This window comes from Clostridium simiarum (assembly GCF_018919175.1).
Classification (GTDB): domain Bacteria; phylum Bacillota; class Clostridia; order Clostridiales; family Clostridiaceae; genus Clostridium_L; species Clostridium_L simiarum.
The window spans coordinates 1-14,650 of the sequence record NZ_JAHLQL010000008.1; the positions used below are offsets into that span (position 1 = coordinate 1).

Genomic DNA, 14,650 nt, shown 5'->3' on the forward strand with positions numbered 1-14,650 from the left:
ATGGTTAAGCACTAAAGCGCTGATGGTACTGCAAGGGAGGCCTTGTGGGAGAGTAAGTCGTCGCCAGGTTAGCATGATTCACTAGCTCAGTCGGTAGAGCACATGACTTTTAATCATGGTGTCCGGGGTTCGATTCCCCGGTGAGTCACCAAAAACCACTCTTTTGGAGTGGTTTTTTTATTTTATGATAAATTTATTATATATTCAATGGATAGAGGAACTTATTAGTTTGATTTGCTATTTTTTTTAGAAATAAGTAATATTTTTAAGAGGTCTAAAATATATTTAATATTTTAGACTTTTTTATATATTAATATTTTCATTCAGGTGGTACTACTATTTTAAGTTGGCAATATATGTTTATTATATATTAAAAAATTAATTCATAATAAAACTAAAATAGCTAAATATAATAGTATAAATATAAAAAATAAAAATCAAATGGAAGGGGACATATAACTATGGAAATGAATAATCCTAATGATGCTAGAGACAAGGCTAGAGATATGCTTATTGCAGGAGAAGACTGGGATAGAATAAGAGAAGTTACGAACTTAAGATTAAAGGATTTAAAAAGGATACAGAAGGAAATAACAGAGCATTTTTAATTAAATACTATATAAGAATGAAAAATATAAAAGCTTCTCATAATCTAGATTATGAGAAGCTTTTAGCATTTATTTACCCTTTTTTATTTTGTTTTGTATTCTATAACTTTATTTTTTCCTGCCTCAACATTGATATCTTTCACTGCTGACATTTCTTTTATTGCATCTGGATTTGTTAATAGTATAGGAGTAATAAGGGAATATCCTTTTTCTTTTATAAAATCTCTATTTACTCTAACTATAGGAGTACCAGCCTTTACATCACTACCTTCAGTAGCAAGTCTTTCAAAACCTTCTCCTTGAAGTTCAACGGTATCGAGACCTATATGAACTAGTACTTCTGCTCCATTATCTAATGTCATAGCAAAAGCATGATTAGTTTTAAATATCATAGTTAAATTTCCATCTGCAGGTGCTACAAAGGTATCGCCTGTAGAATCTATAGCAACTCCATCACCAGCCATCTTTTGAGCAAATACCTCATCAGGAACTTGTGATAGGTCTATAGCCTTTCCAGTAACAGGTGCTAATAATTCATAAGATTTTTTCAAAAATCCAAACATATAATTCTTCTAGTCTCTAGATAAATCTAGCCTAGAAAATTCACATCCTTTCTTTATTAATTACCAAAATGTAATTTGTAATATTGTTTTTTAAAATCAATATATGGATTTTAATTGGGTGTTTTAAAGCCTAACATGCTTTGACTAAATGTTGTTTTTAGTAAATTAGATTGGGAATATCTATAAAATACTATTATAGGCTCAATTGATTCCTAGGTTCAGATGGAGTTTACTTGTGAGGAACACCTCTCTTCATCTGAGCTTTATAAGAACTTATTCAGATGCATAGTATTGCTTTATATACCGCTTAAGAGGATATCCCAAATTTATGATTTGGTAATATATGTTTACTCATCTGGATTTTTGAAGATGAGTTTCCTTATAAAAGTGTACTAGCAATGATGGCAATCTGATAAAAATAAATCAGGCATAAGTACTAAAACTTATGCCTGATTTAACAGTAACACGTTTCTCTCCTAATTATAAATTTTATTAAACCCTTTGTCAATATACCTTGCAAAAGGATACAATTAATTAACATTTTTGAATTATTAAATAAGGTAATAAAGTAAGAGGAAAAATATTTTAGTAAAAAATAGATAAAAATAAGTAAAATAATTAAAGAAAACGTTGACATTTTAGTAAAACATATTTATTCTATAATTAGTGGACATATAATTTATTTGTAAAAGCATAAATTTAAGGAGGTTATTTTATGAAAAAAATTGTTTCTTTGGTGACTTCATGTGTTTTACTAGTTTCTATCTTTGCAGGTTGTGGAAAATCTGAACCTAAAAAGGATAGTGGACAAACTACAATAAGATTCGCAACTTGGGATACAGAGGACAAACTTAACGTTCAAAAGGAACTTGTACAAAAATTTGAAGAGGCAAATCCAGATATCAAAGTAGAGCTAGAAGCTTATGGGGATAACTTTGATACAAAAATAGCCGCAGGATTTGGAGCTGGAGATGCACCTGATGTTATGTATATGTGGAATTATCCTATGTACAAAGATGGATTAGAGCCACTAGATGATTGGATGAAAAAAGATACAGACTTTAAAAAAGATAATTTTTATGAAGCGTTATTTAACTATAATGCAATAGACAACGTTACTTATGGACTTCCTATAGGTTATACTACTCATGCTGTATATTATAATAAGAAAATATTTGATGATAAAAATGTTCCTTATCCTAAAGAGGATTGGACATGGGATGATTTTGTAGAAATAGCAAAAAAGATATCTGATCCAGATAAGAAGCAATATGGATTTGTATTTCCAATGGAGCCAGACCCATATGATTTTGAGCACTATTTATGGGGTAATGGAACAGAATTTATAGGTGATAATAAGAAGCTAGAAGGGCATGCAAACTCAGCTAAATCCATTGATGTATTTACTAGGTTTCAAAACATGGTAAAAAACAACATAGCTATAGTTTCAGAAGGTGGAGGACTAAAAGAGATAAAATCAGGATTAATAGGTATGTATGTAAGTGGTGCTTGGGCAATTAAAGGACTGAAAGATGAGAATATAGATTTTGGAGTGGTTCAACTTCCAAGATTTCAAAAGGATAAGAAATCCGTAAGCGTAGTAAATTCTTCAGGAATGGCTATATATAATAAATCTCAAAATAAGGAAGCAGCATGGAAATTTATTAAATTCTATACTTCAGAGGAGGCAAATAAGATAAGAATAAAAACTGAACTTCCTGTATTAAAGAATGTTGCTGAATCTGAAAAGTTAGTAGATGATCCTATTTACTCAGTATTTTATAAGATGTTAGAGCAAAGTGAGGGACATGTACCATCTTCATTTAAGGTAGATAACTGGAGTGAATTCAATGAAAAAATATCACAAGCAACTTCAATGATTTTTAATCCAGAAGTAAGTGCAGATCCTAAATCTACATTAGACACAATGGTTAAATAATACATATAAAAAGGTTACCTTTACTTAAAATTTAGGTAGCCTTTCCGATTAAATATTCAGGAAGAAGGTTATGGTTATGGATATGGCAAAGAGCTTAGATATAAAAAAGAAGAAGCCTTTATCAGCAAAAAAATCTATTACCCCTCTATTATTCATATCACCTTGGGTAATAGGATTTTTAGCTTTTACATTAATACCTCTAATATTTTCCTTAGTAATGAGTTTTTTTAATTGGCCTGTTATAGGAAAACCACAATTTGTAGGTTTGGGTAACTATATTCAAATGTTTACTAAGGACCCTCAGTTTGGAAAGTCATTACTTATTACCGTAAAGTTTGCGGCTTTATTTGTTCCTCTTAATATTATTGTGTCTTTAATATTAGCTATATTAATTTCTCAACCTGTTAAAGGCTCTGGTTTCTTTAGAACTATTTTTTATTTGCCTTCAGTAGTTTCAGGAGTTGCCGTTTCAATAATATGGGGATGGATACTTAACTCTGAATATGGGATTTTAAATTATGTACTATCTCTTGTAGGAATAGAAGGACCAAGATGGCTAAGTAATCCTAATTGGGCTATGATGGCTATGGTTATTGCAAGTGTATGGGGACTTGGAACTATGATGCTTATATTCTATACAGGGTTAAAGAATATTCCAGTAGAATTATATGAGGCAGCCGCTATAGATGGGGCAACACCTTTAGTAAGATTCTTTAAAATAACATTACCTCTTTTAAGCCCTACAATATTATTTAATCTTATAACTAGTACTATAGGAGCATTGCAACAGTTGACTCTTGCTCTTCTATTAACAAATGGAGGACCTTCTAAAGCAACATATTTTTATGGCATGTATGTTTATAATAATGCTTTTAAGCACTTTAAATTAGGTTATGCTAGTGCTAATGCATGGTTTATGTTTATTATAATTTTAGGGTTAACTGCCCTTATATTTAAATCATCCTCAATGTGGGTGTTTTATGAAAATGAAGTTGCTGGTAAAAAGGCAAAAAAGGGAGGGAAGATAAATGAAGCTATCTAAAGTTCAAAAGACAGTTATTTATATATTTTTAATAGTTTTATCCTTATATTTTTTATTCCCTTTTATATGGATGATACTAACTGCATTTAAAACTGAAGGAGAAGCAATGAAGTTTCCACCTACCATTCTTCCTAAAACATGGAGATTTAGCAACTTTTCAGAAGCGTGGAAATCTCAACCCTTTGGATTATACTTGCTTAACTCTACATTAATAGCTGTTTTAACTACAGCGGGTACATTAATATCTGTATCGCTAGTAGCTTACGGCTTTGCAAGATATAACTTTAAAGGAAGAAACATAATTTTTATGATTCTTTTAGCTACAATGATGATTCCTTGGGATGTTACAATGATACCGTTATACATGGAGTTTAAGTGGCTGGGATGGATAAATACTTTAAAACCTTTAATAATACCATCTTTCTTTGGATCTGCCTATTATATATTTTTACTTAGACAGTTTTTAATGGGTATACCAAAAGATTTTGAGGAAGCTGCACGTATAGATGGAGCAAATGACTTTCAAATATTTTTAAAGATATTTGTTCCTATGATGAAGGCACCGCTTATATTAATAGGGGTTCTAAACTTAATGTCAGTATGGAATGATTATTTAGGACCATTAATATTCCTTCAAAACAGATCTAAATATACATTACCTTTAGGATTAGCGGCCTTTAAAGGTGCTCATAGTACGAACACAATACCAATAATGGCAATTACAACATTAATGGTTATACCACCACTAATAGCATTTGCTTTTGCACAAAAATATATAGTAGAGGGAACTAGTGGGGGAATAAAAGGCTAAAGATAAGGAGGACAAAAATGAGCAGAATATATAAAGAGTGGGAAGATATAAACCTACTTCACAAAAATAGATCCATAAGTAGAAGTCAATTTAATAGATATTTAAACAAAGAGGATGCTCTTACTTATGAAAACAAGTATTCTTTAGGGTTTAAAAGCTTAAATGGTCAATGGAAGTTTTTATTCTTAAAGGCACCAGAATTATCACCAAAGGATTTTTACGTTGAAGAGTTTAATAGTGAAAATTGGGATAACATAGAGGTTCCAAGTAACTGGCAGATCGAAGGATATGGTAATATGCAATATACGGATTTATACTATCCTTTCCCCATAAACCCACCCTATGTACCTACAGAAAATCCTACAGGCATTTATAAAAGAAAATTTATAATGGAAGATAACTGGCTTAAAGAGAGAACTATTTTAAGATTTAACGGAGTGGATAGTGCTTTTCATGTTTGGATTAACGGTAGGGAAGTTGGATATAGTAAAGGAAGCAGGATGTGCTCTGAGTTTGACATATCAAAATATATAAAGATAGGTGAAAATGATTTAACTGTAAGAGTATATCAGTGGTCAGATGCAACTTACCTTGAAGACCAGGATATGTGGTGGCTTAGTGGTATATTTAGAGATGTAGAAATTATAAAAGAAAATAGAATCAGTGTACGAGATATCTTTATTAATACTGATTTTGATGATAAATATAATGATGCAAATTTAAAAATAAAAGTTTCTCTTGAAAATGTAACTGATGAAAGTTTGAAAGATGTTAAGATTTTATATGAGCTTTTAGATAGCAATTTTGATGAAGTTTTATCAGAAACTATAGAAAACATAGGTTTAAAAGCTCTTAGTGAAGAAGAAATATATATAGATAAAGTCATTAAAAGTCCTAAAAAGTGGTCTGCAGAGGAGCCTAACCTTTATCATCTTATAGTTACAGTTTTAAATAGTGATAAAGTTTTAGAGGTAATACCACAAAGAGTAGGTTTTAGAAAAATAGAAGTAAAGGGTGAAAACTTTTTAATAAATGGCAAAGCAGTGCTACTTAACGGAGTAAATAGACATGATTATCATCCTGAAATGGGGAGAACTGTTTCAAAAGAAGTCATGGAGCAAGATGTTATATTAATGAAAAAGCATAACATAAATGCTGTAAGAACTGCTCATTATCCTAATAATAGTTACTTTTATGATTTATGCGATATTTATGGATTATACGTAATAGATGAAGCAGATTTAGAGTGTCATGGCTTTGAACTTACAGGTAATTATAAATGGATAACTGAGGATCCTAAATGGGAAAAAGCCTATGTAGATCGAGCAGAGAGACTAGTTCAAAGGGATAAAAACCATCCAAGTATAATAATGTGGTCTTTAGGTAATGAATCCTCCTTTGGTGTTAACTTTGAAAAGATGAGAGATGCATGTAGAAATATTGATAATTCTAGGTTAATTCACTATGAAGAGGACAGAGAAATAAAAATAACAGATGTTTATAGCACCATGTATACAAGGCTTGAAAAGCTCATAGAGATAGGGGAAAATAAAGAAATTAAAAAACCACACATACTTTGTGAGTATGGCCATGCTATGGGAAATGGTCCCGGGGGACTTAAAGAATATCAAGAAGTTTTTAGAAAGTATAATAAGCTCCAAGGTGGATTTATATGGGAATGGTATGACCATGGAATAAAAACTAAAAATAAAGAAGGGAAAAAGTTTTATGCCTATGGTGGAAACTTTGGCGAGTATCCTCATAATGGAAACTTCTGCATAGATGGAATGTTGTTTCCAGATAGAACTCCCTCACCAGCACTTATAGAATATAAAAAGGTTATAGAGCCTGTGAAGTTTGAAGCAGAGGATTTAACAAAGGGAAAGATAAGAGTAAAAAATCTTTATGACTTTATAGATTTAAGTTTTGGATCAATCCACTGGTCTATTAATTATGATGATAAAATATTAGATTCCGGGTCTTTATCCATAAATGAAATAAAACCAGGGGAAGAAGGTATATTATCCATACCTTATAAAATTCCAAGTAATGTTAAAGCTAATACAGATTATTGGTTAACGTTAAGCTATAAATTAAATAAAGATATGCCTTGGGCAAAATATGGTCATGAAATTGCATTTGAACAGTTTTTACTACCAATTAAAGAAATAAAATTAACAGAACCTATAAAAGGGATTTTAGAAGTAGAAGAAAATGAAACTAATCTTTATGTAAGAGGCTCTAACTTTAAAATAGCATTCAGCAAGATTTTTGGATCTATGGATAAGTTTATATATGAAAATATTGAAGTAATTAAAGAAGGACCAAAACTAAACTTTTGGAGAGCACCTATAGATAATGATATGTATGTAATAAAAGATTGGAAAGAAAAATACTTTTTGCATAAGATGCAACATATAACAGAGGAATTTTCATGGCAGTTAAAAGAAAATTTCGTAGAAATTAATCATTTTACCCATATAGCACCTCCAAATCAAGGATGGGCAGTTAAAGCTAAATATATATATGAGATATATGCTGATGGGAAGATAAAACTTAAGATAGAAGGTAGTACTATAAACTCAGAGTATAAGATGCCTGAAATGATTCCTAAAATAGGACTTGAATTAATTTTAAACAGAGATTTTGATAAGGTTACTTGGTATGGTAGAGGCCCAGGAGAGAATTATAGTGATAGTAAGTTATCAGGAAAAATTGGTGTATATAGAAAAAAGGTAGAGGATATGCATACGCCTTATATATATCCTCAAGAAAATGGAAATAGAACGGATGTTAAATGGGTATCTGTAACCAATTTAAGAGAACTTGGTATGTTAGCTTATGCAGATGAATTTATGGAATTTAGTATACATGATTACACAAAGGAAGATTTAGAAGAAGCAAAACATGAGCATGAGCTAGTTAGAAGGGATTTTGTAGTTCTTAATTTAGATTATAAGCAAAATGGCCTTGGAAGTGCTAGCTGTGGACAAGAACAACTTCCAGCTTATAAACTTCAGCTTACTCCTTTTAGTTTCAACTTAACTTTAGCACCTTTTAAAAGGCAAGAAACAAGTGAAATTGAGTTAAGTAAAAGAATAATAGGATAAATAGAGTTCTAGGTTTTAGGGGGAGTTTTCACTCCCTTTGAAGCTTAGATATGCTTCATGGGTATGTAGTTTTTAGTTTAGATATGCTTTAAAGGGTGTAGCTTTTAGTTCAATCCAACTTGAGCAGTAAACTAAAAGCTCTGATTTTGTACTAACTTATGATCTTATCCTAGGGCCACCACTCATAACACAAGGTAATTATTAATAAGGAATAGTAAGAGTTTAAAATTATAACAGGACAAGATTATATAAGATTAAGTGATTCTAAAGGAGGAATAGGTATGAATTTAGATATTAGTAAAATTCCATTTAGTAGATTTGGATCTTATTTTGCCATTTCTTATGATGATAAAGATAATGAACTTTATATAAGGGACCTACATGGAGGGGATGAATCACCTAGTAAGTTATTTAAATTAGAGCTTACTGAGGCAGGTGTCCCTCAGAAATTTTCATTAAAGGTAGATGAGACAAAATTAAGCCTTTATCATATAGAAGATAAAGAAAAGTATATAGAAATATGCATACCTAAATATGATATAATCAGAATAGTATCCAAAAATTGTGGGATAAGATTTTCCATGGTTAAAAATAAGTATGATAATGTAATGATCTATGATAAAAATAAGCTAGAATTTCATAGCTACTCTAAAGAAATAAAGCTAATGCTGTCCTTAATTAAGGGTACAGTTAAATTAGATGCTCCTTGGGATATGATAGGAAATACTCATGTAATAATGGATTTTAATTATGATGATTGTAATGAAGTTGATATAGCTCTAGAAAGCTATAAAACTGTATGGAAGCCTAAGGAATACATGTCTTTTTTGGAGTCTCAACAGTTGGTTAAAAATGAATATAAGCAGTGGAAGGATAAGGTTTTAGAGGTACCAGAGGAGTATAAAAGCAGTAGAGATCTTGCTTCATATATAACTTGGTCTTCTGTAGTTAAGCCGGAAGGGATGCTTAAAAGACCTGCAATGTATATGTCTAAAAACTGGATGTATAACATTTGGAGTTGGGATAATTGCTTTAATGCCATGGCTTTAAGTAAAAACAATCCAGAGCTTGCACTAGATCAATTGATGATATTTATAGACCATCAGGATGAAAGTGGAGTTTTTGCAGACTTTATTAATGATAGATACCTTTCTTTTAGCTGTTGTAAGCCTCCTATATATGGGTGGGCTTTTAGATATATGAAGCAGCAGAATGAGTATTTTAAGAAGCCAGAAATATTAGATACTGTTTATAATGCAATTAAGCTAAACACAGAGTACTGGCTAAAGTACAGAAGATATAATGAAGAGGACCTACCTTTTTATAAACATGGTAATGATTCAGGTTGGGATAATTCATCTATATTTCATAAGGGTATTCCTGTACAATCACCGGATTTAAGTGCATTTTTAGTAAAGCAGATGTATATTCTTTCTGAAATAGCCGAAGAGCTTAATAAAAAGTCAGAGGCTGAGCATTGGATAAGTGAAGGGGATAAGCTGTTAGAAAAGCTTATAAAAGATCTATGGAAAGATAATAGATTTACAGCCATTAAGGTAGATACAAAGGAAAATTTAAATGATGGGAACAGCCTTATACTTATGATGCCAATAGTCCTTGGAGATAAACTTCCAAAACACATTAAAGAGGAGCTTTTAAAAGAGCTTAAAATAGAAGGGAAATATTTAAGTAAGTACGGTCTTGCTACAGAAGCTATGGATAGCAAATATTATAAGGAAAACGGTTATTGGCTAGGTCCTATATGGGCACCTGTAATGATGTTAATAATAGATTCCTTAAAAGAATGTGGAGAGGGTGAATTTGCTGGAGAGCTTGCAAAGAGATTTTGTAATGCAACTCTTATAGGAGGCATGGCAGAAAATTTTGATCCTATAGATGGCAAAGGACTTGTAGATCCTGCATTTACTTGGACATCAAGTGTGTTCTTAATGCTTGCTAATAAGTATTTAATATAAAGTAGTAAAGGATGATTTAATGAAAAATAAGACTGCAGATTTATCATTAGCATTGGTTGCCATAATATGGGGTACAGGATTTGTAGCCTCACAAATGGCACTTGATGCAAACCTAGCCCCTTTTCAAATAATGACTTATAGGTTTTTTATATCAAGTATTTTAATGGTTGTTTTATTTTGGAAGGAATTTAGAAAAATTAACATTGCTACTTTTAAAGCAGGGGCTTTGATTGGATGTTTTCTTTTCATAGCCTTTGCATTTCAAACTATAGGACTTCAATATACAACGCCATCAAAAAATGCATTTATTACAGCCACAAATGTGGTGATAGTTCCGTTTTTATATTGGATATTAGCTAAAAAAAGACCAGATAAATATTCTGCTATAGGAGCATTTCTTACTATAATAGGTATCAGTTTTCTAACATTAGAAGGATCATTTACTATTAAATCTGGAGATCTATTAACTTTAGTTTGTGCCTTAGGATTTGCTATGCATATAACCTCTATAGGTTATTATGCTCAAAAGCATAATCCTATACAATTAACAATAGTACAGATGATAGCAGCTTTTATATTATCCATGATAGCACAGCTTTTTACGAAAAATGCTTCGCCTATTACAAGTAAAGGAATAATGTCTGTGATGTACCTAGGAGTTGTAAGTACAACTATAGCATTTCTCATTCAAAATGTTGCCCAAAAATATACCAGCGCTACAAAAACCGCAATAATCCTATCTACAGAAGCAGTGTTTGGAACATTAGCCTCTGTAATTTTATTAGGAGAAAAGCTTAGTTTAAAAATGTTTATAGGATGTATTATAATTTTCTTAGCTATAATAATTACAGAAACAAAACTTTCTTTTATAAGGAGAAAGCCTAGTACTGGTTAGAGATAATATATTTTAAAAGAAAATAAAGTAGTGCATTTCACTTAATGGAAAGTGTTATAGAATAGATAGAAAGGTAGGTAATATTTATGGCTACAATTAGGGATATAGCTGAGAGAGCAGGAGTATCATTAGCTACAGTTTCTAGAGTTTTAAATTATGATGAGACCTTAAATGTATCGGATATTACAAGAAAAAAGGTATTTGAAATCGCTCAAGAACTTGAATATGTCACTACAAAAGAGAGAAAAGGTAAAAAGCCTACACTAAGAATAGGCATAGTAAAAGGTTATTCTGATAGAGAAGAGATTGAAGATACATACTATCTTTTTATAAGACACTCCATTGAAGGTATACTACAGGAAGAAAAGATAGAGTACTTAAACATTGAAAAGGAAGAAAAAGACCACAAAGCAAAGAACTTGGATGGAATAATCGCTATTGGGGGTTTTACAGATAAAGAAGTAAGAAGGTTAGTAAATACCAATAGTAATATTGTTTTTGTTGATAACTGTCCTGAAGAGGGAGATTATGATTGTGTTGTAGTAGATATGAAAAGAGCTGTTAAGAAGGCTTTGGATTATTTGACTTCTTTAGGACATGAGTCTATAGGATTCATTGGTGGACGAGACTATACAGAACAGGGAGAAATAGAGGATGACATTAGAGAAAAAGCTTACTACAAATATATGAAATCTAAGGATATGCTTCATGAGGATTTTATAAGATTAGGTAAGTTTACCCCTGGAAGTGGATACAGACTTATGAAAGAGATATTAGATAATGGAAGGTATCCTACTGCATTTTTTATAGCAAATGATTCTATGGCCATAGGGGCTTACAAAGCTATATTAGAAAAAGGACTTAAAATACCAGAAGATATAAGCATAATAGGCTTTAATGATATATCTACTGCTCAATATATAGTACCACCTTTAACCACAATGAAAATATACACAGAGTTCATGAGTGAAACGGCAGTTCAACTATTAATGGAAAGAATAAAAGATGAACGAAAGATAAGTAAAAAAGTTATTGTACCAACAAAGCTTATAATAAGGGAAAGTTGCAAGGCTTTAGAATAGTTGAAAAAATAGTGTTTGAATTAGCTGACTCCAATTAGGTATAATGTTACTATAATGATTAGTAAGGTAATCTATAAATTTGAAATAGAGCATATTATTATAAGTAGGTAGTATTTGTAATACTAATTATTTAGATGGGAGTGAGCTTAGATGTATGAACAAGGTAATTACCACAGAGGAAATGCTGAACTAAAGGATATTGCAAGATTCCAACTACAGGGTAGATGGGGAAATGCAATTTTAGGATTTCTTATATATTTAATTATAACTTTAGCTATAGGAGGAGTACCTAGGGCAGGAGGATTTATTGCATTAATATTACAAGGTCCTATGATGTTAGGACTTGCAAAGTTCTTTTTGCAATTTAAAAGAACTAATGAAAATGTACCTTATGAGTTACTTTTTAGTGGATTTAATAATTTTACTAATTCACTAATATTAGGGGTCTTAATAGAAGTATTTGTGGCTTTATGGAGCTGTCTTCTAGTTATACCAGGTATAATTGCCTTATTAAGTTACTCACAGGCTTTTTATATTATGGCAGATAATCCAGACATAGCACCTATGGAAGCACTACAAATGAGCAGGAGTTATATGAATGGTAATAAAGGAAGGCTTTTTCTATTGCAATTAAGCTTTATAGGATGGGCCATATTATCAATATTTACTTTAGGGATAGGAATGCTGTGGTTAGGACCTTATATTAAGCTTTCAGAGACAAACTTCTATGAGGATTTAATGATAAGACCTTTAGATAATTCCTTTGAAGAAAATAGTTATGACGGAGATTAGAGTGTAAATCTTGGATCAATAAGAGAGGCTACTCAAACCTGCATAAAAGCTTGTATATAGTTAAAAAACCATGCATATAAGAAAAACAATTTCCTTATATGCATGGTTTTTTATCCGTGAAAATTTACAAATGTTTGTTTATGAGCAGTTCTGTTTTTAAGGAGTTAATAAAAAAGAAATATTAATAATTTAAAAAGTTTCAATATGACTTTTTAGTTTATCCAAATCTTTTATTATTATTTTTTTATTTTTTACGTCTATAACCCCTTCTGTTTTTAACCTTTTTAGGGTACGAGTTACGGTTACTCTAGAACAACCAATAAGATCGGCAAGATCCTGATGTGTCATAGCCGTATTTATAATGTAATTTCCATCTACATAGGTTAAATCTTGCAAGGCCAATCGATATATGGTATCAGCAATTCTAGGATTTGAAGAGCTAAAAAGCATATCGGATATTTGAAAGATAGATATTCTATATTTTCGTGATATGCTATGTATGAAATATCTATAGGCCATAGGTTTTGATATAAGAAACTCATCTAAAATGTTACCAGGAACTACTGAAATAGTGGTAGGCTCCATAGTTTTAACTATAAGACTTAATTTGCTACCTGTAAAATAGTCAACTTCACCGAAAATTTCTCCAGACTTAAGAAAGTAGAGTAGCTTCTCCCCACCATTAGTATCATAGAGAGAATGTTTAACCCTTCCCCTTGTTACTACGGCAACGAAAGAATCCTCATTTATATTTATAACTTCATTTTTACTATAATTGTACACGTTTCCCAAAGGGGCAAAATCATTTATAAAGAAATTCCTCATTTTATTCTGTTTTTCTTCATCAAATAACTCTTTATACATTTTTGACTCCTTTTATTCTAAAATATTTTAGAAATATATGAGAGATCTAGTTAGATATAATATGAATATGGTAAAAAAACCATTATTTCTAAGCTATATTAAAATTAAAATCCATATTGCTAAATAAATTTAAAACAATATGGATTTCAATAAACTATTATATCATAAAATATATTTTTATAGAATTATATGATAAAGTTTTTTAATGTAATTTAATTTTTAAAATATTTAAGTTAAATTAGCAGATTTTGCCGCCTACTTCTTTGATATCATCTTTATGCTCTACAGCAGCTTTTATAGCCAATTCTAGTCCTTTTGTTATATCTTCTAAGGACATACATGGCATATTCTTTTTTTCTATGATTTGTGAAGGTATAAAAGGAACATGTATGAAACCACCTTTTACACCAGGATATTTTTTATCTATAAGGTATAATAATCCATACATTATGTGGTTACATACAAAGGTTCCTGCACTGTTAGATACAGAAGCTGGGATGTTATTATCCTTCATTTCTTTTACCATAGCTTTTATAGGTAATGAAGCAAAATATGCATTTTCGCCATCTTCAAATATGGCGTCATCTATAGGTTGGTTACCTTCATTATCCTTAATTCTAGCATCATCCATATTTATTGCCACTCTCTCAGGAGTTATGTCAAACCTTCCGCCAGCTTGACCTATACATATAACTATATCAGGCTTGTTTTCTTCTATACCTTTATTAAGAGTTTCTACGGATTTTTTAAATACAGTCGGGATTTCTAATTTAATTATTTCAGCTCCACTTATATTATCCTTAACTCTTTTTACAGCTTCAAGGGCAGGGTTTATACTTTCACCACCAAAAGGATCGAATCCTGTTAATAAAACTTTCATTTAATATACCTCCTTAGGTTAATTTATCTAAATTATTATAATTACGAGCATCCTCTCTACTTTCATTAGAATATAAGATGCTCGTAAT

The 14,650-nt window shown here is 30.9% G+C and carries 12 protein-coding genes and 1 tRNA gene; 10 read left to right on the plus strand and 3 right to left on the minus strand.

The window, feature by feature from the left end; translation table 11 throughout:
- Positions 1 to 75 precede the first annotated feature (75 nt).
- Together KQI89_RS15905 and KQI89_RS15910 are read left to right on the plus strand one after the other, a co-directional pair.
- A tRNA-Lys gene (locus tag KQI89_RS15905) sits at positions 76 to 151 on the plus strand.
- Between the two features lie 310 nt (positions 152 to 461).
- The gene (locus tag KQI89_RS15910) at positions 462 to 608 is read left to right on the plus strand and encodes a hypothetical protein (protein WP_187117431.1); all 147 of its coding nucleotides are present in this window, start codon (positions 462 to 464) and stop codon (positions 606 to 608) included.
- Positions 609 to 691: 83 nt separating this feature from the next.
- Here the strand turns inward: KQI89_RS15910 and KQI89_RS15915 are convergent, their stop codons facing one another.
- Complete coding sequence (locus tag KQI89_RS15915) at positions 692 to 1,171, minus strand: PTS sugar transporter subunit IIA (RefSeq protein ID WP_032123189.1); 480 nt, start codon at positions 1,169 to 1,171, stop codon at positions 692 to 694.
- Between the two features lie 715 nt (positions 1,172 to 1,886).
- Between KQI89_RS15915 and KQI89_RS15920 the strand changes: the two genes are divergently transcribed.
- The 8 genes from KQI89_RS15920 (at position 1,887) to KQI89_RS15955 (ending at position 12,818) form a co-directional block, all read left to right on the plus strand.
- On the plus strand, positions 1,887 to 3,110 hold the full coding sequence (locus tag KQI89_RS15920; RefSeq protein WP_216457923.1) for an ABC transporter substrate-binding protein: 1,224 nt from the start codon (positions 1,887 to 1,889) through the stop codon (positions 3,108 to 3,110).
- A 76-nt stretch (positions 3,111 to 3,186) separates the two neighbouring features.
- The gene (locus KQI89_RS15925; protein WP_343216387.1) at positions 3,187 to 4,152 is read left to right on the plus strand and encodes a carbohydrate ABC transporter permease; all 966 of its coding nucleotides are present in this window, start codon (positions 3,187 to 3,189) and stop codon (positions 4,150 to 4,152) included.
- Complete coding sequence (locus KQI89_RS15930) at positions 4,139 to 4,963, plus strand: carbohydrate ABC transporter permease (RefSeq protein ID WP_032123187.1); 825 nt, start codon at positions 4,139 to 4,141, stop codon at positions 4,961 to 4,963. The genes KQI89_RS15925 and KQI89_RS15930 overlap by 14 nt, the downstream gene beginning before the upstream one ends.
- A gap of 17 nt (positions 4,964 to 4,980) precedes the next feature.
- Entirely contained in the window at positions 4,981 to 8,073 is a 3,093-nt protein-coding gene (gene ebgA / locus KQI89_RS15935) for a beta-galactosidase subunit alpha (RefSeq protein ID WP_216457924.1), read from the plus strand.
- A gap of 281 nt (positions 8,074 to 8,354) precedes the next feature.
- On the plus strand, positions 8,355 to 10,049 hold the full coding sequence (locus tag KQI89_RS15940) for an amylo-alpha-1,6-glucosidase (RefSeq protein ID WP_216457925.1): 1,695 nt from the start codon (positions 8,355 to 8,357) through the stop codon (positions 10,047 to 10,049).
- Positions 10,050 to 10,068: 19 nt separating this feature from the next.
- Positions 10,069 to 10,944 (plus strand): DMT family transporter, encoded by an 876-nt coding sequence (locus KQI89_RS15945; RefSeq protein WP_216457926.1) that lies wholly within the window; start codon positions 10,069 to 10,071, stop codon positions 10,942 to 10,944.
- 86 nt (positions 10,945 to 11,030) lie between these two features.
- Positions 11,031 to 12,026 carry a LacI family DNA-binding transcriptional regulator gene (locus KQI89_RS15950; RefSeq protein WP_216457927.1) on the plus strand — a complete coding sequence of 332 codons (996 nt, stop codon included), beginning with the start codon at positions 11,031 to 11,033 and terminating at the stop codon, positions 12,024 to 12,026.
- A gap of 150 nt (positions 12,027 to 12,176) precedes the next feature.
- A complete protein-coding gene (locus tag KQI89_RS15955) occupies positions 12,177 to 12,818 on the plus strand; it encodes a DUF975 family protein (RefSeq protein ID WP_216457928.1) in 642 nt (213 codons plus the stop codon).
- Positions 12,819 to 13,007: 189 nt separating this feature from the next.
- On the opposite strand, the gene KQI89_RS15960 is transcribed toward KQI89_RS15955, so the two are convergent.
- Both KQI89_RS15960 and pcp read right to left on the minus strand, forming a co-directional pair.
- Positions 13,008 to 13,682, minus strand: a complete 675-nt coding sequence (locus tag KQI89_RS15960) for a Crp/Fnr family transcriptional regulator (RefSeq protein ID WP_216457929.1) — start codon at positions 13,680 to 13,682, stop codon at positions 13,008 to 13,010.
- A 238-nt stretch (positions 13,683 to 13,920) separates the two neighbouring features.
- Complete coding sequence (gene pcp, locus KQI89_RS15965) at positions 13,921 to 14,562, minus strand: pyroglutamyl-peptidase I (RefSeq protein WP_032123180.1); 642 nt, start codon at positions 14,560 to 14,562, stop codon at positions 13,921 to 13,923.
- Positions 14,563 to 14,650 lie beyond the last annotated feature (88 nt).